The organism is Serratia sp. NFX21, assembly GCF_048517035.1.
Classification (GTDB): Bacteria; Pseudomonadota; Gammaproteobacteria; order Enterobacterales; family Enterobacteriaceae; genus Serratia; species Serratia quinivorans.
This window is the reverse complement of sequence record NZ_CP183196.1, coordinates 253,198-274,018: the sequence shown is the minus strand read 5'-3', so window position 1 is coordinate 274,018 and position 20,821 is coordinate 253,198. Positions and strand designations below refer to the sequence as shown.

At 53.8% G+C, this 20,821-nt stretch carries 14 protein-coding genes, 4 tRNA genes, 3 rRNA genes and 1 riboswitch; of the genes, 18 read left to right on the top strand and 3 right to left on the bottom strand.

The window, feature by feature from the left end; all coding sequences use genetic code 11:
- Positions 1 to 60: 60 nt before the first annotated feature.
- Positions 61 to 693 (top strand): HTH-type transcriptional repressor FabR, encoded by a 633-nt coding sequence (gene fabR / locus ACNT1W_RS01315; protein ID WP_041418829.1) that lies wholly within the window; start codon positions 61 to 63, stop codon positions 691 to 693.
- A gap of 13 nt (positions 694 to 706) precedes the next feature.
- Positions 707 to 1,075, top strand: a complete 369-nt coding sequence (locus ACNT1W_RS01310) for a YijD family membrane protein (RefSeq protein ID WP_012147446.1) — start codon at positions 707 to 709, stop codon at positions 1,073 to 1,075.
- A gap of 44 nt (positions 1,076 to 1,119) precedes the next feature.
- Here ACNT1W_RS01310 and trmA read toward each other — a convergent pair whose 3' ends face one another.
- A complete protein-coding gene (gene trmA / locus ACNT1W_RS01305) occupies positions 1,120 to 2,223 on the bottom strand; it encodes a tRNA (uridine(54)-C5)-methyltransferase TrmA (protein ID WP_012147445.1) in 1,104 nt (367 codons plus the stop codon).
- 120 nt (positions 2,224 to 2,343) lie between these two features.
- Positions 2,344 to 2,557: riboswitch (cobalamin riboswitch) on the top strand.
- A gap of 67 nt (positions 2,558 to 2,624) precedes the next feature.
- Here trmA and btuB point away from each other — a divergent pair.
- The 13 genes from btuB (at position 2,625) to yjfF (ending at position 16,107) form a co-directional block, all read left to right on the top strand.
- Positions 2,625 to 4,496: a TonB-dependent vitamin B12 receptor BtuB gene (gene btuB, locus ACNT1W_RS01300; RefSeq protein WP_012147444.1), complete on the top strand. Its 1,872-nt coding sequence runs from the start codon at positions 2,625 to 2,627 to the stop codon at positions 4,494 to 4,496.
- Positions 4,441 to 5,304, top strand: a complete 864-nt coding sequence (gene murI, locus ACNT1W_RS01295) for a glutamate racemase (protein WP_012147443.1) — start codon at positions 4,441 to 4,443, stop codon at positions 5,302 to 5,304. The genes btuB and murI overlap by 56 nt, the downstream gene beginning before the upstream one ends.
- A gap of 443 nt (positions 5,305 to 5,747) precedes the next feature.
- Positions 5,748 to 7,290, top strand: a 16S ribosomal RNA gene (locus ACNT1W_RS01290).
- Positions 7,291 to 7,392: 102 nt separating this feature from the next.
- Positions 7,393 to 7,469 (top strand) — tRNA-Ile (locus ACNT1W_RS01285).
- 124 nt (positions 7,470 to 7,593) lie between these two features.
- Positions 7,594 to 7,669, top strand: a tRNA-Ala gene (locus tag ACNT1W_RS01280).
- Positions 7,670 to 7,862: 193 nt separating this feature from the next.
- A 23S ribosomal RNA gene (locus ACNT1W_RS01275) occupies positions 7,863 to 10,772 on the top strand.
- 97 nt (positions 10,773 to 10,869) lie between these two features.
- Positions 10,870 to 10,985: ribosomal RNA gene (gene rrf / locus ACNT1W_RS01270) — 5S ribosomal RNA — on the top strand.
- The 16S, 23S and 5S rRNA genes sit together here with 4 tRNA genes alongside, the layout of an rRNA operon.
- Before the next feature lie 94 nt (positions 10,986 to 11,079).
- Positions 11,080 to 11,156 (top strand) — tRNA-Asp (locus tag ACNT1W_RS01265).
- A gap of 53 nt (positions 11,157 to 11,209) precedes the next feature.
- A tRNA-Trp gene (locus tag ACNT1W_RS01260) sits at positions 11,210 to 11,285 on the top strand.
- Positions 11,286 to 11,604: 319 nt separating this feature from the next.
- Positions 11,605 to 12,561 (top strand): galactofuranose ABC transporter, galactofuranose-binding protein YtfQ, encoded by a 957-nt coding sequence (gene ytfQ / locus ACNT1W_RS01255; protein WP_012147442.1) that lies wholly within the window; start codon positions 11,605 to 11,607, stop codon positions 12,559 to 12,561.
- A 23-nt stretch (positions 12,562 to 12,584) separates the two neighbouring features.
- The gene (gene ytfR, locus ACNT1W_RS01250; RefSeq protein WP_115183545.1) at positions 12,585 to 14,099 is read left to right on the top strand and encodes a galactofuranose ABC transporter, ATP-binding protein YtfR; all 1,515 of its coding nucleotides are present in this window, start codon (positions 12,585 to 12,587) and stop codon (positions 14,097 to 14,099) included.
- A 17-nt stretch (positions 14,100 to 14,116) separates the two neighbouring features.
- A complete protein-coding gene (ytfT, locus tag ACNT1W_RS01245; protein ID WP_041418828.1) occupies positions 14,117 to 15,118 on the top strand; it encodes a galactofuranose ABC transporter, ATP-binding protein YtfT in 1,002 nt (333 codons plus the stop codon).
- Entirely contained in the window at positions 15,115 to 16,107 is a 993-nt protein-coding gene (gene yjfF / locus ACNT1W_RS01240) for a galactofuranose ABC transporter, permease protein YjfF (RefSeq protein WP_012147439.1), read from the top strand. Before ytfT ends, yjfF begins: the two co-directional genes overlap by 4 nt.
- Positions 16,108 to 16,111: 4 nt before the next feature.
- Here the strand turns inward: yjfF and hdfR are convergent, their stop codons facing one another.
- Positions 16,112 to 16,939 carry an HTH-type transcriptional regulator HdfR gene (hdfR, locus tag ACNT1W_RS01235; RefSeq protein ID WP_026142584.1) on the bottom strand — a complete coding sequence of 276 codons (828 nt, stop codon included), beginning with the start codon at positions 16,937 to 16,939 and terminating at the stop codon, positions 16,112 to 16,114.
- Between the two features lie 119 nt (positions 16,940 to 17,058).
- On the opposite strand from hdfR, the gene ACNT1W_RS01230 reads away from it, so the two are divergent.
- Entirely contained in the window at positions 17,059 to 17,397 is a 339-nt protein-coding gene (locus tag ACNT1W_RS01230) for a DUF413 domain-containing protein (protein ID WP_012147437.1), read from the top strand.
- Between the two features lie 27 nt (positions 17,398 to 17,424).
- On the opposite strand, the gene ACNT1W_RS01225 is transcribed toward ACNT1W_RS01230, so the two are convergent.
- Positions 17,425 to 18,948, bottom strand: coding sequence for a YifB family Mg chelatase-like AAA ATPase (locus ACNT1W_RS01225; RefSeq protein ID WP_419246312.1), 1,524 nt, complete (start codon positions 18,946 to 18,948; stop codon positions 17,425 to 17,427).
- A 341-nt stretch (positions 18,949 to 19,289) separates the two neighbouring features.
- On the opposite strand from ACNT1W_RS01225, the gene ACNT1W_RS01220 reads away from it, so the two are divergent.
- Both ACNT1W_RS01220 and ilvL read left to right on the top strand, forming a co-directional pair.
- Positions 19,290 to 20,522 carry an MFS transporter gene (locus ACNT1W_RS01220; RefSeq protein WP_135344814.1) on the top strand — a complete coding sequence of 411 codons (1,233 nt, stop codon included), beginning with the start codon at positions 19,290 to 19,292 and terminating at the stop codon, positions 20,520 to 20,522.
- 133 nt (positions 20,523 to 20,655) lie between these two features.
- Positions 20,656 to 20,754, top strand: coding sequence for an ilv operon leader peptide (ilvL, locus tag ACNT1W_RS01215; RefSeq protein WP_015962288.1), 99 nt, complete (start codon positions 20,656 to 20,658; stop codon positions 20,752 to 20,754).
- Positions 20,755 to 20,821: the final 67 nt, after the last annotated feature.

The following is a 20,821-nucleotide window of genomic DNA, read 5'->3' as shown; positions in this document are numbered from 1 at the left end:
TGCTATATTGCCGGGTCTACGGCGTTAGACTGACAAAATGGATCTTATCTGGATATGCATATGGGCGTCAGAGCACAACAAAAAGAACGGACGCGTCGTTCCCTCATCGAGGCGGCCTTCAGCCAGCTAAGCGCCGAACGCAGCTTCGCCAGCCTGAGCCTGCGTGAAGTCTCGCGTGAAGCGGGCATCGCACCGACGTCATTCTACCGCCACTTTCGTGACGTGGATGAGCTGGGGCTGACCATGGTTGATGAGAGCGGCCTGATGCTGCGGCAACTGATGCGTCAGGCACGCCAGCGTATTGCCAAGGGCGGCAGTGTGATCCGCACCTCGGTCTCCACCTTTATGGAGTTTATCGGCAATAATCCCAACGCCTTCCGTTTGCTGTTGCGTGAGCGCTCCGGTACCTCGGCGGCTTTCCGTGCGGCAGTAGCGCGTGAGATCCAACATTTTATCGCCGAACTGGCAGATTACCTCGAGCTGGAAAACCATATGCCGCGCAGTTTTACCGAAGCGCAGGCGGAAGCCATGGTGACCATCGTGTTTAGCGCCGGTGCTGAAGCGCTGGATATCGATATCGAACAACGGCGTCGGCTTGAGGAACGTTTAGTGCTGCAACTGCGGATGATTTCCAAAGGTGCTTATTATTGGTATCGCCGCCAACAAGAAAAAGCTTCTGTATCCCACGTATAAAAGGTAGAAAGCGATGGAAAAACCAAGCCGTGAGAATGGCACCTTACTGCTGGCGTTGATTGCCGGCCTCTCGATCAACGGTTCGTTCGCCGCGTTGTTCAGCTCGGTGGTGCCGTTTTCGATTTTCCCTATCCTGACTTTGGTGCTGGCGGTTTACTGTCTGCACCAGCGTTATTTGCACCGTGCGATGCCGGACGGCATGCCCAAGCTGGCCGCAGCAACCTTCCTGTTGGGGGTGTTGTTGTACAGTGCGATCGTCCGGGCCGAATACCCGCAGATTGGCTCTAACTTCCTGCCGGCGATTATTTCCGTGGCGTTGGTGTTCTGGATTGGTATCAAGCTGAAGGCGCGCAAGGCGCTGGATGAGAATACGCCGGCCTGATGGGCGTAAAGCAGGGGCGCAGCAATAATGGCGCCCCTGTCAGATTAGACGCGTTTTTCCAACAGCACGCCGCATTCCATGTGATGGGTGTACGGGAACTGATCGAACAGCGCCAGGCGGCTGATGCTGTGGGTTTGCTGCAAGGTCTCCAGATTGGCACACAGCGTTTCCGGGTTGCATGAGATATACAAAATACGCGGATAGGCCTGCACCATTTTCACCGTTTCATCGTCCAGCCCACTGCGTGGCGGATCGACGAAAATGGTTTCGCAGTTATAGCTGCTTAAATCGATACCCTTCAACCGATTAAACTCACGCACTCCGTTCATCGCCTGGGTAAAGTCTTCCGCTGCCATACGGATAATCTGCACGTTATCGATCTGGTTGGCCGCAATATTGTACTGTGCCGCAGCGACCGAAGGTTTGGCGATTTCGGTAGCCAGAACCCGCTCGAAGTTACGCGCTAATGCCAAAGAGAAGTTACCGTTACCGCAATACAACTCCAGCAAATCGCCTTTAGAACCGGTGGTGACGTCCAGCGCCCATTCCAGCATCTGTATATTCAGCGCCGCATTCGGCTGGGTGAAGCTGTTTTCCACCTGGCGATAGATCATGTCGCGGCCGGCAACCGGCAGCACTTCGTCTACATAATCCTGATCCAGCATGATTTTCATTTTAGACGCGCGGCCAATCAGTTGCAGGTCAAAGCCTTGCGCGCGCAGATCATCACGCAGCTTTTCTGCCTGCTGCTGCCATTCGTCGTCCAGCTTGCGGTGATACAGCAGTGAGGCGATGATTTTGCCGCTGCGGGTCGACAGGTAGTCAATCTGGAAAAGCTTACGGCGCAGAATCGGCTCCGGCTTGATGGCAGCGATCAGGGCGCTCATCAGGCGGTTAATCAATTCACTGGCGGCAGGAAACTTGTCGACGCGGATGCGTTGTTTGGTCTGCTGATCAAACATGATGTGGTACATCTCGTCTTCATCATGCCAGATGCGGAATTCGGCGCGCATGCGGTAGTGGCTTACCGGCGAGCGGAACACTTCCGGCTCGGGTGCCGTGAACGGAGACATCAGCGTTTTCAGCCGGGCAGTTTTCTCCGCCAGTTGGTCATCGTAACGTTCAATAGGCAAATTCTCGGGCGTCATGTTTCTTCTCGTCAGGCAAAATTGATCAGCGGGGATTGTAGGGAATCAGTCCGTGAAGTCCAGTTTTGTCGTGTTTATTATTTGTAACACTGATAGCAGTCTAGACATCTATTTACATTGATCGTAGCATTGTCGTCCGGCCTCAAGCAGCGAGTGAAAAGGGAATCCGGTTCGAATCCGGAGCTGACGCGCAGCGGTAAGGGGAAGTCACGGCGATAGCGTTTTACGCAGACACTGTCCATTGCAGGATGGGAAGTCATCGCCCGGTGCTGGTCGCTCACAGGCTACCTGCAACTCCCAAGCCCGAAGACCTGCCGGTGTTACGTCGCAATGTCCGTGGCCGTCGCGAAATACCGGCCATGATCCTGCGGCATCCGCCAATTAAGTTTGGATGCTTTTTCATGACAATTACAAAAAATACACTGCTGGCGGTGGTTTCTTCCATCACGGCTTTTTCTGGATGGGCGCAAGACAACACCACAGCCAATAACAGCGATGACCTGGTGGTTTCCGCCAACCGCTTCCCACAGCCGGTTTCTTCCGTGCTGGCACCCACCTCTGTCGTTACCCGTGACGAAATCGACCGCTGGCAGGCAAAAAGCCTGACCGATGTGATGCGCCGTCTGCCGGGGGTGGATGTTGGGCAGAATGGTGGCCTGGGACAAAAAAGCTCGCTGTTTATCCGCGGTACCAACTCCAGCCATGTCCTGGTGCTGATCGACGGTATTCGCCTTAACCAGGCCGGTATCAGTGGTTCCTCCGACCTCAGCCAGATCCCGATTTCGCTGGTGCAGAAAGTCGAATATATTCGCGGACCGCGTTCGGCTGTCTATGGTTCCGATGCCATCGGTGGCGTGGTGAACATTATTACCACCCGTGAAAAGAACGGCACTACGCTTTCTGCCGGTATGGGTTCAAACGGCTATCAGGCCTATGACGCTTCCACTCAGCAACAGTTGGGTGACAGCACGGTGGCGACGCTCGCCGGCAACTATACCTATACCAAAGGCTATGATGTAGTGGCTTACGGCAGTACCGGTATGCAGAGCCAGCAGGATCGCGATGGCTACATGAGTAAAGCGCTGTACGGCGCTGTTGACCATCAGTTCAATGAGGCCATTAGCGGCTTTGTGCGTGGTTATGGTTATGACAACCGTACGGCTTACGATGCATATTATTCCTCCCCGACCAGCCCACTGGTAGATACCCGCAAGCTGTACAGTCAGACCTGGGATACCGGCCTGCGTTATAAAGAAGGTATCTACGCGACACAACTGATTGGCAGTTATAGCCATAGCAAGGATTATGATTACGATCCTCGACTGGGTATGCATGACAGTTCGGCAAGTTTGGTGGATTCAGAGCAATACAACCTGCAGTGGGGGAATACCCTGCAGTTGGGCCAGGGGACGGTCAGCTCAGGGGTTGATTGGCAACACCAGGAGATCAAGCCGAACTCCACTACGGTCAACGGTGAGAAAAGTCAGCGTAACGCCGGTATCTATCTGACCGCTCAGCAGTTGGTTGGCCCGGTAACCCTGGAAGGGGCGGTGCGTGGTGACGATCATTCTGAATTCGGCTGGCATGGTACCTGGCAAACCAGCGCGGGCTGGGAGTTTGTCGAAGGGTACCGCTTTATTGCTTCCTATGGTACGGCGTTTAAAGCCCCAAATATGGGCCAGCTGTATGGCAACTTTGGTAATAATACCGATTTGAAGCCGGAAGAAAGTAAACAGTGGGAAGGCGGTTTTGAAGGTTTGACAGGTCCAGTGACCTGGCGCGTTTCCGGCTACCGTAACGATATTGATAACCTGATTGATTCCACTGGGGAGACCAATTACGTTTATTACAATATCGGCAAGGCTACTATTAAAGGTATAGAAGCCACGGCTTCGTTTGATACCGGGCCGTTAACCCACCATATCGGCTACGACTATGTCGACCCACGCAATGCCAAAACCAACGAAGTGCTGCTGCGTCGCGCCAAACAGCAGGTGAAGTATGAGCTGGACTGGCAGGTCTATGATTTTGACTGGGCGGTCACCTATCAATACCTGGGGGAGCGCTATGACAAAGACTACAGCACCTACCCCGAGCAAAGCGTCAAACTTGGTGGCGTCAGCCTGTGGGATCTCGCAGTTTCGTATCCGGTCACATCTCATCTGACAGTTCGTGGTAGAATCGCCAACCTGTTTGATAAAGATTATGAGACGGCTTATGGCTACGCTACTCCAGGAAGAGAATACTACCTCACTGGAAGCTATACCTTCTAACACCACCGCGAAGACCCGTCCGACGGTACTGGTATTTGATTCCGGCGTCGGCGGGTTATCGGTGTATCAAGAGGTTCGGCAACTGCTGCCGGACCTCCACTATATATACGCTTTCGATAATGTGGCGTTTCCCTACGGTGAGAAATCCGAAGAGTTTATTGTTGAACGCGTGCTGGAGATTGTCAGTGCGGTGCAGCAGCGCCATCCTCTGGCGATAGTCATCATCGCTTGTAACACCGCCAGTACCGTATCCTTACCGGCCTTACGTGAACGCTTTACCTTCCCGGTCGTTGGTGTGGTACCTGCCATCAAACCTGCCGCCCGTCTGACCGCCAATGGCGTTGTCGGCCTGCTGGCTACCCGCGGTACCGTACAGCGCACCTATACTCATGAGTTGATTGCCCGCTTCGCCACCGATTGCAAAATTGAGCTATTGGGGTCCTCAGAGCTGGTGGAACTGGCAGAAGCCAAGCTGCATGGCGAAGCCGTACCCTTGCCAACGCTGAAGAAAATCCTGCATCCATGGCTGAGCATGCGTGAGCCGCCGGATACCGTAGTTCTCGGTTGCACCCACTTCCCTTTATTAGCAGAAGAGTTAATGCAGGTGTTGCCTGAGGGAACCCGGCTGATCGATTCCGGCGCGGCAATCGCCCGTCGTACCGCCTGGTTGATCTCGACACAGGAAAATCTGGTGTCTACGCAGGAAGATAATCTGGCGTATTGCATGGCGTTAAATGAAGACACTGACGCTTTATTGCCCGTTCTGCAGGGATATGGCTTTAAATCGTTGAAAAAACTGCCTGTTTAAGAGCGTTTTGGTTAAACATTCAACGGTCGGAAAAAATATTGAAATTAGGGGTTGCGGCGTTCTGAGAACTCCCTATAATGCGCCTCCACTGACCGGGAACAACGACTCCTCTAACGAGAACCAAGTCGCCCAGCCAGGAAGAAGCAAGTCGGTGAAAACACCGTTTCTTAATAAGAAAAAAGCTTGACTCTTCAGCGGGAAAGCGTAATATGCACCTCCCGCGTTACCGAGAGTTATCTCCGTAACGAACGCTCTTTAACAATTTATCAGACAATCTGTGTGGGCACTCCACAAGACGATATCCAGAACCTTCGGGTTCGAAAAAATATCAAGTCTTGAAGAGTGACCAAGCAATAAGTTGTTTCGTTGGCTTGTCCAACTGAATGACTATTACGAAAGTTATTTTCGAGCATCGCTTCACGAGTTGAAGCAAATCAAGCTTTTAATTGAAGAGTTTGATCATGGCTCAGATTGAACGCTGGCGGCAGGCCTAACACATGCAAGTCGAGCGGTAGCACAGGAGAGCTTGCTCTCTGGGTGACGAGCGGCGGACGGGTGAGTAATGTCTGGGAAACTGCCTGATGGAGGGGGATAACTACTGGAAACGGTAGCTAATACCGCATAACGTCTTCGGACCAAAGTGGGGGACCTTCGGGCCTCACGCCATCAGATGTGCCCAGATGGGATTAGCTAGTAGGTGGGGTAATGGCTCACCTAGGCGACGATCCCTAGCTGGTCTGAGAGGATGACCAGCCACACTGGAACTGAGACACGGTCCAGACTCCTACGGGAGGCAGCAGTGGGGAATATTGCACAATGGGCGCAAGCCTGATGCAGCCATGCCGCGTGTGTGAAGAAGGCCTTCGGGTTGTAAAGCACTTTCAGCGAGGAGGAAGGGTAGTGTGTTAATAGCACATTGCATTGACGTTACTCGCAGAAGAAGCACCGGCTAACTCCGTGCCAGCAGCCGCGGTAATACGGAGGGTGCAAGCGTTAATCGGAATTACTGGGCGTAAAGCGCACGCAGGCGGTTTGTTAAGTCAGATGTGAAATCCCCGCGCTTAACGTGGGAACTGCATTTGAAACTGGCAAGCTAGAGTCTTGTAGAGGGGGGTAGAATTCCAGGTGTAGCGGTGAAATGCGTAGAGATCTGGAGGAATACCGGTGGCGAAGGCGGCCCCCTGGACAAAGACTGACGCTCAGGTGCGAAAGCGTGGGGAGCAAACAGGATTAGATACCCTGGTAGTCCACGCTGTAAACGATGTCGACTTGGAGGTTGTGCCCTTGAGGCGTGGCTTCCGGAGCTAACGCGTTAAGTCGACCGCCTGGGGAGTACGGCCGCAAGGTTAAAACTCAAATGAATTGACGGGGGCCCGCACAAGCGGTGGAGCATGTGGTTTAATTCGATGCAACGCGAAGAACCTTACCTACTCTTGACATCCAGAGAATTCGCTAGAGATAGCTTAGTGCCTTCGGGAACTCTGAGACAGGTGCTGCATGGCTGTCGTCAGCTCGTGTTGTGAAATGTTGGGTTAAGTCCCGCAACGAGCGCAACCCTTATCCTTTGTTGCCAGCACGTAATGGTGGGAACTCAAAGGAGACTGCCGGTGATAAACCGGAGGAAGGTGGGGATGACGTCAAGTCATCATGGCCCTTACGAGTAGGGCTACACACGTGCTACAATGGCGTATACAAAGAGAAGCGAACTCGCGAGAGCCAGCGGACCTCATAAAGTACGTCGTAGTCCGGATCGGAGTCTGCAACTCGACTCCGTGAAGTCGGAATCGCTAGTAATCGTAGATCAGAATGCTACGGTGAATACGTTCCCGGGCCTTGTACACACCGCCCGTCACACCATGGGAGTGGGTTGCAAAAGAAGTAGGTAGCTTAACCTTCGGGAGGGCGCTTACCACTTTGTGATTCATGACTGGGGTGAAGTCGTAACAAGGTAACCGTAGGGGAACCTGCGGTTGGATCACCTCCTTACCTAATGATATTGATTGCGTGAAGTGCTCACACAGATTGTCTGATGAAATGAAAGAGAGCATAAGGCTTAATCTTCGCGGTTAAGTCTTAAAGCACCTTGTCGGGTCTGTAGCTCAGGTGGTTAGAGCGCACCCCTGATAAGGGTGAGGTCGGTGGTTCAAGTCCACTCAGACCCACCAATTCTCTCCTATCCTGCGTTGTCGCCCTATTCGTTTATGTGAATAAACGTCGTAGGACTTCGCTTTGACTAGAAGCGAATTGGCGAAGGTAGTAGATAAGGTGTGAAAAATGCTTTTCTGATATGGGGCTATAGCTCAGCTGGGAGAGCGCCTGCCTTGCACGCAGGAGGTCAGCGGTTCGATCCCGCTTAGCTCCACCATATCAAAAAATCTTAAAACTGATTCGCAAGAGTCATGTTTAAGATATTGCTCTTTAACAATCTGGAACAAGCTGAAAATTGAAACATGACAGCTGAAACTTACTCCTCCGTAGAAGTACTGGAGTAAGGAGTACCCTGTCATAGAGTCTCTCAAATGTAGCAACATGAAAGTGGAAACACTTTTGGGTTGTGAGGTTAAGTGACTAAGCGTACACGGTGGATGCCTAGGCAGTCAGAGGCGATGAAGGGCGTGTTAATCTGCGATAAGCGTCGGTAAGGTGATATAAACCGTTATAACCGGCGATACCCGAATGGGGAAACCCAGTGCAATTCGTTGCACTATCATACGATGAATACATAGTCGTATGAGGCGAACCGGGGGAACTGAAACATCTAAGTACCCCGAGGAAAAGAAATCAACCGAGATTCCCCCAGTAGCGGCGAGCGAACGGGGAGGAGCCCAGAACCTGAATCAGTTCTTGTGTTAGTGGAAGCGTCTGGAAAGTCGCACAGTAAAGGGTGATAGTCCCGTACACTAAAATGCATTAATTGTGAGTTCGATGAGTAGGGCGGGACACGTGACATCCTGTCTGAATATGGGGGGACCATCCTCCAAGGCTAAATACTCCTGACTGACCGATAGTGAACCAGTACCGTGAGGGAAAGGCGAAAAGAACCCCGGCGAGGGGAGTGAAATAGAACCTGAAACCGTGTACGTACAAGCAGTGGGAGCCTACTTTGTTGGGTGACTGCGTACCTTTTGTATAATGGGTCAGCGACTTATATTTTGTAGCAAGGTTAACCGTATAGGGGAGCCGTAGGGAAACCGAGTCTTAACTGGGCGAATAGTTGCAAGGTATAGACCCGAAACCCGGTGATCTAGCCATGGGCAGGTTGAAGGTTGGGTAACACTAACTGGAGGACCGAACCGACTAATGTTGAAAAATTAGCGGATGACTTGTGGCTGGGGGTGAAAGGCCAATCAAACCGGGAGATAGCTGGTTCTCCCCGAAAGCTATTTAGGTAGCGCCTCGTGAACTCATCTTCGGGGGTAGAGCACTGTTTCGGCTAGGGGGCCATCCCGGCTTACCAAACCGATGCAAACTCCGAATACCGAAGAATGTTATCACGGGAGACACACGGCGGGTGCTAACGTCCGTCGTGAAGAGGGAAACAACCCAGACCGCCAGCTAAGGTCCCAAAGTCATGGTTAAGTGGGAAACGATGTGGGAAGGCATAGACAGCCAGGATGTTGGCTTAGAAGCAGCCATCATTTAAAGAAAGCGTAATAGCTCACTGGTCGAGTCGGCCTGCGCGGAAGATGTAACGGGGCTAAACCATGCACCGAAGCTGCGGCAGCGACGCTTAGGCGTTGTTGGGTAGGGGAGCGTTCTGTAAGCCGTTGAAGGTGGTCTGTGAGGATTGCTGGAGGTATCAGAAGTGCGAATGCTGACATAAGTAACGATAAAGCGGGTGAAAAACCCGCTCGCCGGAAGACCAAGGGTTCCTGTCCAACGTTAATCGGGGCAGGGTGAGTCGACCCCTAAGGCGAGGCCGAAAGGCGTAGTCGATGGGAAACAGGTTAATATTCCTGTACTCGGTGTTACTGCGAAGGGGGGACGGAGAAGGCTAGGCTAGCCGGGCGACGGTTGTCCCGGTTTAAGCGTGTAGGGGGAGTGACCTGGTAAATCCGGTGACTTATCTAACCCTGAGGCGTGATGACGATGCACTACGGTGCAGAAGTAGTTGATGCCAAGCTTCCAGGAAAAGCCTCTAAGCATCAGGTAACACAGAATCGTACCCCAAACCGACACAGGTGGTCAGGTAGAGAATACCAAGGCGCTTGAGAGAACTCGGGTGAAGGAACTAGGCAAAATGGTGCCGTAACTTCGGGAGAAGGCACGCTGGCGCGTAGGTGAAGAGACTTGCTCTCGGAGCCGAAGCCAGTCGCAGATACCAGCTGGCTGCAACTGTTTAATAAAAACACAGCACTGTGCAAACACGAAAGTGGACGTATACGGTGTGACGCCTGCCCGGTGCTGGAAGGTTAATTGATGGGGTCAGCCGCAAGGCGAAGCTCTTGATCGAAGCCCCAGTAAACGGCGGCCGTAACTATAACGGTCCTAAGGTAGCGAAATTCCTTGTCGGGTAAGTTCCGACCTGCACGAATGGCGTAATGATGGCCAGGCTGTCTCCACCCGAGACTCAGTGAAATTGAACTCGCTGTGAAGATGCAGTGTACCCGCGGCAAGACGGAAAGACCCCGTGAACCTTTACTATAGCTTGACACTGAACATTGAGCCTTGATGTGTAGGATAGGTGGGAGGCTTTGAAGCGTGGACGCCAGTCTGCGTGGAGCCAACCTTGAAATACCACCCTTTAATGTTTGATGTTCTAACTCGGCCCCGTAATCCGGGGTGAGGACAGTGTCTGGTGGGTAGTTTGACTGGGGCGGTCTCCTCCCAAAGAGTAACGGAGGAGCACGAAGGTTAGCTAATCACGGTCGGACATCGTGAGGTTAGTGCAAAGGCATAAGCTAGCTTGACTGCGAGAGTGACGGCTCGAGCAGGTACGAAAGTAGGTCTTAGTGATCCGGTGGTTCTGAATGGAAGGGCCATCGCTCAACGGATAAAAGGTACTCCGGGGATAACAGGCTGATACCGCCCAAGAGTTCATATCGACGGCGGTGTTTGGCACCTCGATGTCGGCTCATCACATCCTGGGGCTGAAGTAGGTCCCAAGGGTATGGCTGTTCGCCATTTAAAGTGGTACGCGAGCTGGGTTTAGAACGTCGTGAGACAGTTCGGTCCCTATCTGCCGTGGGCGTTGGAAGATTGAGAGGGGTTGCTCCTAGTACGAGAGGACCGGAGTGAACGCACCACTGGTGTTCGGGTTGTCATGCCAATGGCATTGCCCGGTAGCTAAGTGCGGAAAAGATAAGCGCTGAAAGCATCTAAGCGCGAAACTTGCCTCGAGATGAGTCTTCCCTGGGAACTTGATTCCCCTGAAGGAACGTTTAAGACTAAGACGTTGATAGGCTGGGTGTGTAAGTGCAGCGATGCATTGAGCTAACCAGTACTAATGATCCGTGAGACTTAACCTTACAACACCAAAAGTGTTTTGATTTGAGAGATTTTCAGCGCGTTCCGAGATTGGTTCTGGTGGTTACTGAGGTAACGGCCGGAATGAAACAGAATTTGCCTGGCGGCAATAGCGCGGTGGTCCCACCTGATCCCATGCCGAACTCAGAAGTGAAACGCCGTAGCGCCGATGGTAGTGTGGGGTCTCCCCATGCGAGAGTAGGACACTGCCAGGCATCAATTAAACGTTATCGGTTTGACACCCGGTAATGAGCAGGATCGCCAAGAGCGATTTTGCCACATCGAAAGATGTAACGTGAAAGAACCGGTGGAGCGGTAGTTCAGTTGGTTAGAATACCTGCCTGTCACGCAGGGGGTCGCGGGTTCGAGCCCCGTCCGTTCCGCCACTTATTTAAATTATGCCTGCTAACTTTAGCAGGCATAATGTTAAGCATGATTTAGGGGCGTAGCTCAGTTGGTAGAGCACCGGTCTCCAAAACCGGGTGTCGCGAGTTCGAGTCTCTCCGCCCCTGCCATATTAGAAACCCTTTGCGAAAGCGAAGGGTTTTTTTTGCTTTCAACTTTCCCTAATCTTCGCTATTCCTCTGATAAATTGCCTAAAAACCCTGCCGAAATTGTTCCAAATTTAGACATTTTTAGCTGGATCCATGTACAAAATGGTTGTTCTCCCGTGATGTGATGCCGCTCATTATTCCTGCCTGATTTTCGACTACACCTAATGGGTGTCCGAGTCTTTGGATACCCACTTCACCAGAAAAATATGCAGCATACACAACAACAGTTACCACTGCCTGAGGCCGCCTGATGCCTGGGCAGTGCGGGGAGAACACAAACATGATTAAACGTCTGCTGTTAGCGGCCGCCATCACTGGCGCATTGATAAGTACGGTACAGGCGGCACCGCTGGTTGTCGGTTTTTCTCAGATTGGTTCGGAATCGGGCTGGCGTTCTGCCGAAACCAAGGTGTCGAAACAGGAAGCGGAAAAACGCGGTATTACGTTAAAAATAGCCGATGCGCAGCAAAAACAGGAAAACCAGATCAAAGCGGTCAGATCCTTCATCGCCCAGGGTGTTGATGCCATTTTCATTGCACCGGTAGTCGCCACCGGGTGGACCCCGGTACTGCAAGAGGCCAAAGAGGCCAAGATCCCGGTATTCCTGCTCGACCGGATGATCGAAGTGAACGATCCCTCGCTCTATACCGCAGCCGTGGCGTCCGACAGCGTGCATGAAGGTAAAGTCGCAGGAGAGTGGCTGGTGAAAGAGGTCGCCGGCAAGCCCTGTAACGTGGTGGAACTGCAGGGGACCGTGGGCTCCAGCGTCGCCATTAACCGCAAGAAAGGCTTTGCCGACGGCATAGCCACCGCTGCCAACGTTAAAATCATCCGCTCGCAATCCGGCGACTTTACCCGCAGCAAGGGCAAAGAAGTGATGGAAAGCTTTATCAAGGCCGAGCAAAACGGCAAAAATATTTGTGCGGTGTATGCGCATAACGACGATATGGCGATTGGTGCTATTCAGGCAATCAAAGAGGCGGGTTTAAAACCGGGCTCACAGATCAAAATTGTCTCTATCGACGGTGTTCCTGACATATTCAAAGCGATGATGAATGGTGAAGCTAATGCCACGGTTGAACTGACGCCGAATATGGCTGGCCCGGCGTTCGATGCGTTGTTGGCGATGAAGAAAGATGGCACTCAGCCGCCGAAGTTTATCCAGACTGAATCGAAACTGCTGCAGCCAGATACAGCGAAACAGGAATTCGAGCTGAAGAAAAGTATGGGTTATTAATCCACTTACCGGCGGGACAGAAGATGGACACATCTCAGACCACGTTATTGGCGATTAAGGGATTATCCGTTGAGTTTCCTGGCGTTAAAGCGCTGGAGCAGGTTGATATCACGTTGCAGCGCGGAGAGATCATGGCGTTGCTGGGTGAAAATGGCGCGGGCAAATCCACGTTAATCAAAGCGTTAACCGGGGTCTATCAGCGTTCCGCCGGTGAGATACTGCTGGAGGGGCGCGCGATCGCCCCACAGAGCACCGCACAGGCACAAGTGCTGGGGATTGGTACGGTTTATCAGGAGGTTAACCTGCTGCCGAATATCTCGGTGGCGGCCAATCTGTTCATTGGTCGAGAGCCAACGCGCTTCGGCCTGGTTGATCAAAAAAAGTTGCTGCGCCAGGCTCAACAGCTTTTATTGGGGTATGGATTACAGTTGGATGTCAGCCAGCCATTGGGCAATTACTCCATTGCGATCCAGCAGATTATCGCTATCGCGCGGGCGGTCGACCTGTCAGCAAAAGTCCTGATCCTGGATGAGCCAACTGCCAGTCTGGATGCTAAAGAAGTCAGCATGCTGCTGGGTATTCTCAGCCAGCTCCGCACCCAGGGCATGGGGATGATATTTGTCACCCACTTCCTCGATCAGGTTTACCGTATTTGCGATCGCATCACTGTACTGCGTAACGGTAAGTTAGTGGGAACCAAGATTACCGCTGATTTACCGCGTCTGGAATTGGTACAGATGATGCTTGGCCATGCCTTTGACGAATCGCTGCTCAAACGCGGTGAGCACGGGCTAACTGAGGCGCCATCTCTGGTCGAATTCAGTGGTTACGGGCGACGCGGCATGGTTGAACCCTTCGATCTGCAAATACGTCCGGGCGAGATAGTTGGCCTGGCCGGCCTACTGGGATCGGGGCGCACGGAAACGGCTCAGCTGATATTCGGCATCAAACCTCGTGATAGCGGTAGTGCCAAAGTCGGGGGACGTACGGTGAACATCCGTACGCCTCGTAAAGCGGCCAGTCTCGGTTTCGGCTATTGCCCTGAGGATCGTAAAACCGACGGGATTGTCGGCGCTGCAACGGTGCGGGAAAACATCATTCTGGCTCTGCAGGCACAACGCGGTTGGTTAAAACCCTTATCGCTGCGGGAACAAACCCGCATTGCCGAGAGTTATATCCAACTGCTGGGCATCCGTACTCCGGGGCCGGAACAGCAGATCCAATATCTCTCCGGTGGCAATCAGCAGAAAGTGTTGCTGTCCCGCTGGTTGGCGACCAAACCGCGTTTTTTGATCCTGGATGAACCGACACGCGGAATAGACGTTGGCGCACATGCTGAAATCATTCGTTTAATTGAAAAACTCTGTGATGAAGGGCTGGCGCTGCTGGTGATTTCTTCCGAACTGGAAGAGCTGGCGGGCTATGCCGATCGTATCTTGGTGCTACGCGACAGAAAGCACGTGGCGCAGCTTGAACATGACGCCATTACGGTGCCTGCAATCATGCAGGCGATTGCCGCGCAACAGGGGGTTGAATGAACCTCAGGAGTTTTTCCATGTCCGGTGGGCCACGCAAGGTCAGATGGGTGTTCCCCGCTGGGGCAACGCAACTGGGGGCGCTGGCGGTGATTTTGCTGATCGACAGCCTGGTCGCCCCGAATTTCTTTTCCATCCACATTCAGGACGGCCGACTGTTTGGTAGCGTGATCGACATCGTTAACCGTGGCGCGCCGGTAGCGTTATTGGCATTGGGCATGACGTTAGTGATCGCCACCGGGGGTATCGACCTTTCCGTGGGGGCGGTGATGGCGATAGCCGGTGCCACGGCCGCAACCTTGACCAGTGCCGGTTATCCGCTGGGGTACGTGCTGGCCGCTGCTTTGGCGGCCGGAGCGCTGTGTGGCTTGTGGAACGGTTTTCTGGTGGCGGTACTGCAGATACAACCGATTGTTGCCACGTTGATGCTGATGGTGGCCGGTCGTGGCATTGCACAACTGATCACCGAAGGACAAATCGTCACCTTTGAACGAGAAGGGTTGGCGTGGCTTGGTAGCGGCGCGCTGATGTATTTGCCGCTGCCGGCGATCATTGCCGCAGTGATGCTGCTGTTGATCTGGCTGCTGACGCGTAAAACGGCGCTGGGGCTGTTTATCGAGGCTGTGGGCATCAATCTGCGCTCGGCCCGCAATGCGGGGGTCAGTACGCGCTGGGTGGTGATGGCGGTATATGTGATCTGCGGGCTCTGTGCTGCGGTGGCCGGGATCATAGTTACGGCGGATATCCGGGGTGCAGACGCCAACAATGCCGGGCTGTGGCTGGAGTTGGATGCAATCTTGGCGGTGGTGATTGGCGGCGGTTCATTGCTGGGGGGGCGTTTTAACCTGCTGTTGTCGGTGGTGGGGGCATTAATTATTCAGGGGATGAATACCGGTATTCTGCTCTCCGGCTATCGGCCGGAGTTTAATCTGGTGCTGAAAGCGATCGTGGTGCTGGCGGTGCTGATGGTGCAATCACCCAGCGTTTCGTTGCGTCAACTGCTTAGGAGAAAAAGGCCATGATCAAGCGTAATCTGCCACTGTTGATGACTGTCCTGGTGTTCCTCCTGGGCTATGGTTTTTGCCTTACTCAGTTCCCCAGCTTTGCCTCAACGCGTGTGTGGTGTGACTTGCTGACCGACAACGCCTTTCTTGGCATTGTCGCGGTAGGCATGACGTTTGTGATCCTTTCCGGCGGTATTGATCTGTCGGTCGGCTCGGTGATCGCCTTCACCGGGGTGCTATTGGCCAAATTGATCGGAACCTACGGTATTGCCCCGGGCTATGCGTTTGTTATTGCGCTGCTGATGGGGGCGTCGTTTGGCGCACTGATGGGCTGGATCATCGATGTGTTGAAGCTACCGGCGTTTATCATCACGCTGGCCGGAATGTTCTTCGTGCGGGGCATGAGTTTTATCGTCTCGGAAGAGTCGATTCCCATTGATCACCCGTTGTATGCCACGCTGGCGAACTACGCCTGGAAACTGCCGGGCGGCGGCCGTTTCACGCTGTTGGCGTTGGTGATGCTAATGGTGGTGGCGGTCGGCATAGTGTTGGCGCACCGCACCCGATTTGGCCACAACGTCTACGCCATCGGCGGTAATCGGGTGTCTGCGGCGCTGATGGGCGTACCGGTGCAACGGACTACGGTGCTGATTTATATGCTCTCAGGCACTTTGGCTGCGTTGTCCGGGATTATTTTCTCGTTATATACCTCAGCGGGCTACGCGCTGGCGGCCAGCGGGGTCGAGCTGGATGCCATTGCTGCGGTAGTGATTGGTGGCACCTTGTTGACCGGTGGGGTCGGCACCGTATTAGGCACGCTGTTCGGCGTGCTGATCCAGGGGCTGATACAGAGTTACATCACGTTCGACGGCACGCTCAGCTCCTGGTGGACCAAAATTGTCATCGGCATTCTGTTGTTCGGCTTTATCGGCCTTCAGAAGGCGATGAGCGCGTTTTGGCTCGGTAGACGAACCAAACCCCGGCATCCTCGCTTAACGCCGTTATAACGCCTCATGCCGTAGTATTTAAAGGTATTTTCAGCAGTTGCCGGATCAGCGGCTGCTGATCGCTATTTTGCAGCCAAACGGCATACAGCGGGCGGATTATCGGCGGGATGTCGGCAATGGCGGCCAACTGCGGGTAGTCCTTCTCCCATTGACTGGGCAGGAAGGCGCAGCCGCCGGTGGTTTCCAGCAGTTGTCGGGTCAGGTGTGCGGAGGTTGTGGTGAGTACCGGCAAATTATCCCCCTCCAGCATACGGCTCTCCTGCTGATGAAAATCCGCCCCCCATTCCAGCTTGATATACGGCATCGGCGCATGTTTATCACGCAGGGTGGAGGAGAACAGCCGCAGCGAGAAATTGCCCAACAGCTGGCTGGCCAGTTCATCCATTTTTGGCGGCTCAGTGGTGATGAGCAAATCGAGCTGTCTTTCATGCAGCTGTTTTACCAAAGAGTGCCGTAACGCCACCCTGGCTTCCAGCTGTAACGCCTCGCGTTGTTGGTACAACGATTGCAGCCACGGGGTCAGATAAGCTTCCCACAATGACGCGGTGGCACCGATGGACAATTCAGTATGCTGCAGCGAACGTACCACCTCTTTTTTCGCCAATTGCCAGGTGGTCATCAGGCTCTCAGCATAGGGCAGAAGCCGCTCCCCTGCTGGCGTCAGACGGATATTGTTACGATGTCGGGTGAATAAATTCGCGCCCAATTGGGTTTCTAACTGGCGGATACGAAAACTAACGGCAGACTGCGTTAAGTACAAGGATTCTGCGGCTCGGCCAAAGTGACGCGTTCTACTGACCTCCAAAAAGGTTTTCAGTAATTCGGTATCCACACCCATCTCCAGAAATTTTTATCGTTAAGATTTAAATGTTTTGTTTTACACAATGTCAAGCCTATCTAATACTCCGCGCCATAAACAGCACGGCCATGAGAGAATTAGGAGCGTGTCAGATGGCGGATAGCTTCACCACGACCAGTCGTTTTTTTGATAATAAACATTATCCTCGCGGGTTCTCCCGTCACGGCGATTTCACCATTAAAGAAGCGCAATTGCTAGAGCGTTTCGGGTATGCGTTCAATGAGCTGGACGCGGGCAAACGTCAGCCGGTCACTGAAGAAGAACAGTTGTTCGTCGCAGTGTGCCACGGTGAGCGTGAGCCGGTTACCGAGCAGGAAAAAGTATGGGCTAAATATCTGGTGCGCACACGCCGCCCGAAAAAATTCCATACCCTGTCCGGCGGCAAGCCGCAGGCTGATGCGGTGGAAGATTACACCGACAGCGACGATTGATAACGATGGGGCCTTTGGGCCCCATTTTTACTCCAGGCTGCGGTGCAGCTGCAGCAACAGGCGATCCATACTGCGATAGCCCAACGCTTCGCTCAAATGGCGCTTATCAATATCCCGATCTCCTGCTAAATCCGCCAGGGTACGAGCCACTTTTAAAATCCGCTGCCAGGCGCGAACCGATAATCCCAATCGATTTAACGTCGTCTCAAGAAAATCTGCGTCCGCCTCGCTCAGTGCGCAATCACGCTCTACCTCGTGATTATTCAGCAGGGCGTTGATTTTCCCTGAACGGTTGAGCTGCCTTTCGCGTGCCAGCAGCACCCGCTTTCGTACCTGAGTACTACTTTCACTGGCGATGCGTCGTTTGCTCAGCACGCCCGGTGGCAGCAGTGGCACTTCAATCGATAAATCGAAGCGATCGAGAAACGGCCCTGAAAGCCGCCCGAGATAGCGCAGGATCTGTTGTGGGGACGCACGGTTATGCATGCCCTGATAATGCCCGGTGGGGCTGGGGTTCATGGTGGCAATTAGCTGCACTCTGGCCGGAAAGCAGACCTTGGCCGTAGCGCGAGAAATGACTATTTCGCCGGATTCAAGGGGTTCACGCAGGGCATCCAGCACTCGTCTTTCAAATTCGGGCAACTCATCAAGAAACAGCACGCCGTTGTGCGCCATGGATATCTCACCCGGCCGCGGCAGTGAGCCACCGCCGACCAGCGCGGCCATCGAGGCACTGTGATGCGGTGCGCGAAACGGCCGCTGTCGCCATGGCAGCGCTTGTGCAGGGTGATGCAGCAGACTGGCTACCGCGATGCTTTCCAGTGCCTCTCGTTCGGTCAGCGGGGGCAGCAGGCCATTCAAACGGCTGGCCAGCATGGTTTTCCCGGTTCCCGGTGGGCCGACCAGCAGCAGGTTGTGACCCCCGGCTGCGGCGATCTCCAGCGCCCGTTTAGCCTGTTCCTGGCCCAGGATATCTTGCAGGTCGGCAGGTTCTTGCGCGCTCTCCATTGCCGGCGGCGCGCTGGCTATCGGTAAGTCCCCTTTACCCAGCAGAAAGGCGCACACCTCCAGCAGGTGTTCTGCCACCAGGGTTTCGCTCTGGGTAATCAACCCCACCTCCCGGCCATTGGTGGCAGCCAGAATCAACTGCCTGCCCGCATCCATTGCGGCCAGCGCGGCGGGTATCGCACCGCTGACTCCCCGTAGTGCGCCGGATAGCGCCAACTCCCCAAGGAACTCATAACGAGCCAGCTTATCGGCCGGTAACTGTTCGGAGGCGGCGAGGATCGCCAAAGCGATCGGCAGGTCATAACGCCCACCTTCCTTGGGTAAATCGGCCGGTGCCAGATTGACGGTGATACGCCGCGCGGGAAAGGTGAAGCCATTGTTGATCAACGCACTGCGTACCCGATCGCGGGCTTCTTTCACCGTAGTTTCCGGCAGGCCGACCATGGTCAGACCGGGTAGCCCGTTGCTGATATGCACTTCCACCGTAACCGAAGGGGCCTGAACGCCCAGCGTGGCTCGGGTATAGATAACCGCCAGTGACATATTGCTCTCCTTGCTGTAGGCAACATGATGCGGCAAAGGCCCTGGCAGGGCGCGGTAACCTTGGAATGTTTGCGTGGAAAGCCGCAATTAAAACAATGAATTTCATAGGGATAACGGATTTTTGTGCAGCACTGCGCAAGTTGCGGCAATACCCCTTAACAAATACGTGAATGCTGCAACAAATTAGCAAGCTAACCAAGTTGCAGTGAGAGGGGGAATGGGTGTATTTAACAATTGATTAAAATAAAAATCACTTCGTTAACAAACTCCGACCGCCGTCGCCTTCCGCTGCGGCAGCCGCTAAACCTCATGACCTCGTATTCCAGAGTAGGGATAACACTATGTTTGGTTGGACCCCGCTGCAACGCAATGCAGCCATCGCCAGCTTTTCAAGCTGGACGCTTGATGCTTTCGATTTTTTCGTGCTGGTCTTTCTGCTCAGCGATATCGCGCAATCTTTCCATGTCGGCATGGAGGAGGTGACGCTGGCTATCTTGCTGACGCTGGCGGTGCGACCGATTGGTGCACTGATCTTCGGCCGGGCGGCGGAAAAATACGGCCGCAAACCGATTTTGATGCTGAATATCGTGTTCTTCTCGATCTTTGAACTGTTGTCCGCAGCGGCGCCGTCGTTGACGGTATTCCTGTTACTGCGGGTGCTGTACGGCGTGGCGATGGGCGGGATCTGGGGCGTCGCGTCGTCGCTGGCGCTGGAGACCATTCCGGATCGTTCGCGTGGCCTGATGTCGGGGATTTTCCAGGCCGGTTACCCGTTCGGTTATCTATTGGCGGCGGTGGTGTATGGCCTGCTGTTTGAGGTGATTGGCTGGCGCGGCATGTTTGTGATCGGGGCGGCACCAATTTTACTGCTGCCGTTTATTTACTACTGCGTGCAGGAGTCGCCGGTGTGGTTGGCGGCGCGTGAACGCAAGGAAAGCAGCGCCCTGCTGCCGGTGCTTAAGAGCCACTGGAAGCTGTGCGGCTATCTGGTGTTACTGATGGCGGCATTCAATTTCTTCTCGCACGGCACCCAGGATATGTATCCGGTGTTTTTGAAAGTTCAGCACGGTTTCGATCCTAAAACCGTCAGTATCATCGCTATTAGCTACAATATCGCGTCAATTATCGGCGGTGTTTTCTTCGGTTCGCTATCGGAAAAAATCGGCCGCCGGAAGGCAATTATCATCGCCGCATTATTGGCCTTGCCGGTGATCCCGCTGTGGGCATTTTCCAGCGGCTCGTTGATGCTGGGGATTGGCGCATTTCTGATGCAGTTCATGGTGCAGGGCGCCTGGGGCGTGATACCGACTTATCTCACCGAACTGGTGCCGGCCAATACCCGTGCGGTGCTGCCAGGGTTTGTTTACCAGTTGGGTAACCTGATTGCTTCGGTCAACGCCACGCTGCAGGCGACCATCGCCGAACATCACGGCCATAATTATGGCCTGGCGATGGCGATTATTGCCGGCACGGTGGCGATTGTCATTGCGCTACTGGTGTTCTTTGGCAAGGACACGCGCGGCAAGGCAATCTCGGGTGAGGTTAACTCTTCGGGTGTGCAGGCTAACGTTTGAAATCCGGGCATTTTGCATGAGGTATGACCAGATTGCGCCGAATAATAACGCAAAAAAAGTGTTGTCATGCCGCGCGGGACTATGGTACCTCTGTAGGCATTAGTTCGAAACGAGCACAGTGAACAAACCTATTATGAAAGCCTTTGCCCAAGTGATTAGCCTAGTCGTGATTAGCGTGGTGGTGATTATTATCCCACCGTGCGGGGCTGCACTTGGACGAAGAATGGCTTAGAAAACAAGTCGGAATCGCAAGAGAACCCCCGCACCGAAAGGTCCGGGGGTTTTTTATTGGCAAGAGA

Excerpts from the sequence above, each read along its gene's own strand:
- ACNT1W_RS01220 (WP_135344814.1), top strand. The coding sequence starts at position 19,290 with ATGTTTGGTTGGACCCCGCTGCAACGCAATGCAGCCATCGCCAGCTTT.
- btuB (WP_012147444.1), top strand. The coding sequence starts at position 2,625 with ATGACAATTACAAAAAATACACTGCTGGCGGTGGTTTCTTCCATCACG.
- ACNT1W_RS01225 (WP_419246312.1), bottom strand. The coding sequence starts at position 18,948 with ATGTCACTGGCGGTTATCTATACCCGAGCCACGCTGGGCGTTCAGGCC.
- ytfR (WP_115183545.1), top strand. The coding sequence starts at position 12,585 with ATGGACACATCTCAGACCACGTTATTGGCGATTAAGGGATTATCCGTT.
- yjfF (WP_012147439.1), top strand. The coding sequence starts at position 15,115 with ATGATCAAGCGTAATCTGCCACTGTTGATGACTGTCCTGGTGTTCCTC.
- ytfQ (WP_012147442.1), top strand. The coding sequence starts at position 11,605 with ATGATTAAACGTCTGCTGTTAGCGGCCGCCATCACTGGCGCATTGATA.
- trmA (WP_012147445.1), bottom strand. The coding sequence starts at position 2,223 with ATGACGCCCGAGAATTTGCCTATTGAACGTTACGATGACCAACTGGCG.
- ACNT1W_RS01310 (WP_012147446.1), top strand. The coding sequence starts at position 707 with ATGGAAAAACCAAGCCGTGAGAATGGCACCTTACTGCTGGCGTTGATT.
- murI (WP_012147443.1), top strand. The coding sequence starts at position 4,441 with ATGGCTACGCTACTCCAGGAAGAGAATACTACCTCACTGGAAGCTATA.
- ACNT1W_RS01230 (WP_012147437.1), top strand. The coding sequence starts at position 17,059 with ATGGCGGATAGCTTCACCACGACCAGTCGTTTTTTTGATAATAAACAT.
- ilvL (WP_015962288.1), top strand. The coding sequence starts at position 20,656 with ATGAAAGCCTTTGCCCAAGTGATTAGCCTAGTCGTGATTAGCGTGGTG.
- fabR (WP_041418829.1), top strand. The coding sequence starts at position 61 with ATGGGCGTCAGAGCACAACAAAAAGAACGGACGCGTCGTTCCCTCATC.
- ytfT (WP_041418828.1), top strand. The coding sequence starts at position 14,117 with ATGTCCGGTGGGCCACGCAAGGTCAGATGGGTGTTCCCCGCTGGGGCA.